Source organism: Amorphus sp. 3PC139-8 (genome assembly GCF_040750475.1).
GTDB lineage: Bacteria > Pseudomonadota > Alphaproteobacteria > Rhizobiales > Amorphaceae > Amorphus.
In genome coordinates, this window is sequence record NZ_JABJVY010000071.1 from 1 (window position 1) to 1421 (window position 1421).

The 1421-nt window shown below is 57.1% G+C and carries 1 protein-coding gene and 1 pseudogene; both read right to left on the reverse strand.

Going from position 1 to position 1421, the window contains the following annotated elements; translation table 11 throughout:
- Window positions 1-112: 112 nt before the first annotated feature.
- Window positions 113-955: a polysaccharide pyruvyl transferase family protein gene (locus HNS03_RS25655; RefSeq protein WP_367198883.1), complete on the reverse strand. Its 843-nt coding sequence runs from the start codon at window positions 953-955 to the stop codon at window positions 113-115.
- A gap of 187 nt (window positions 956-1142) precedes the next feature.
- Window positions 1143-1250, reverse strand: a pseudogene (locus HNS03_RS25660) (IS5/IS1182 family transposase); the annotation flags it as partial.
- Window positions 1251-1421: the final 171 nt, after the last annotated feature.

The window sequence follows — 1421 nt, forward strand, 5'->3', positions numbered from 1 at the left end:
ATGACCGATCGGCAACCAACTTCCTTGCCGCAGTCTGCATCGCCGCAGCCGTCAGCTACTGGTTATGAGTCCGGACCTTAGAGGGGGCACGTCATTAATGTCGCTTCCACCATCACACTTTTATCAAATGCCCGGGAAAGGCAGCGAGTAGGTCATCCGTGCTATACATGTACCGGTGCACCTTGGCGAGTGCACCGTGACTTTCCACGAGAGCATCGAGCGCTGCTGGCGTCGACGCGTCGACGCGCGCGGGTGCGGCTGCATCTGTCACGGAGTAGTAGTCGTAGAACTTCCATTCACCGCCCAGAAGTCTGCCGCCGAACGACACCCACACATTCGGCACTTCGTAGGCATCAGCCAATATCAGACCATGCAGAGACGAGGAGAGCACCGCCCGGCACTCGCACAACTGCGTGACGAACGCCTCCGGATCACTACGCACATCAAGAACGCGGAGCATCGGAGTTCTGCTTTGCGCGACAATATTTGCGGCAGCCTCGGTTTCCGAGAAATGCGGGATGACGGCAACATCATAGCGCCTCTCGACCATCGGATTGAAGTATCTAGGCATCAGCAACGCTGGGTCGCCCAGGGGGATCGTTCGGTCTATCCCATACAGGCGGTCGAGTAATGCGAACGTCCCAGCGCCACGCAAGGCGTGAACACGGGATGGATTGATCCGATGTCGAGGCGCAACGCCATCGATTGAGCCTGCACCCCATATCGTGCTCATGAAGGTAGCTGAGCCGATCAGACTGCCTATCGCCCGCAGGTGAGGCACTAGGGACGAGCTCGCGCGGTAGATCGGCCATCCAGTGATCTTTGGAAGCATGTAGGGATTGAGTTGATCGCCAACGTTCTTCGTACCCTCGAAGAACTCAACGGCAATGGCCTCTGGAGTTGTCAACCTTTGTATGAGACCTTGGCCGGCTTTCGTTAAGAGCGATAGTCGCATGATTAGGACACTTCTCTTGCTGGGTGGATAGACAACTTCCTACTGGATTGCACGCCGTGCTCAAGCAGTCCATACAGGAGCGAGCGTAGCCAGTTTCATCACCGCCAGCATGGCACACCCTGTCAAGGGACCTGTGTCCAGAGCCAGTAGCGAGTATAGCGGCATTTTTGAGCGTGAGACACGCGAAGAAGGCCACGAGGCGGATGTCAGCGAGTGTCTGGGCGCATCTTTCATAGTCCTTAACCAGACGTCGGAAGCGGGTGGCCCAAGCGAAGGACCGCTCGACGACCCATCTCTCGCCGGCGAAGGGCCCAAGCCGGAGCGCATCATGATCGATGCGACGCATCTGAAGGCCCACCGCACCGCGGCGAGCCTGCTTAAGTGTTCAGTCCCGGCATTTGATGGATTGGATCGACACTGAATCGATCCGGTTCTGAAGTCCACTGTTTGCAAATGAACTCATAAG

Excerpts from the sequence above, each read along its gene's own strand:
- HNS03_RS25655 (WP_367198883.1), bottom strand. The coding sequence starts at position 955 with ATGCGACTATCGCTCTTAACGAAAGCCGGCCAAGGTCTCATACAAAGG.